At 33.2% G+C, this 259-nt stretch carries 1 pseudogene; it reads right to left on the bottom strand.

From position 1 onward, the window contains the following. A pseudogene (locus tag ACFINZ_RS11905) lies at positions 1 to 259 on the bottom strand (transporter); the annotation flags it as partial.

Genomic DNA, 259 nt, shown 5'->3' on the forward strand with positions numbered 1-259 from the left:
TATTTTCATCTTCTTGTTGCATGTTGGATCACTCATTGAAAATGTCTTAATTATGATGTCTGCTTCTACACATTGATCTATTTCTCCACGCAACACTATTACTTTTAACCCATTTGCTAACAAGGATACACACGCATGATTATCACACACAAACTGTTCATTAAACGAAGGGCCATATTTCGTTGGCTTGATTATTTCATTCACACGAAATGATTTTTTCCATATAGATGTCGTAAATTTAGAAATACGGTAATGATCA

The sequence above is a fragment of the Bartonella sp. AA81SXKL genome, from assembly GCF_042196945.1.
GTDB lineage: Bacteria > Pseudomonadota > Alphaproteobacteria > Rhizobiales > Rhizobiaceae > Bartonella.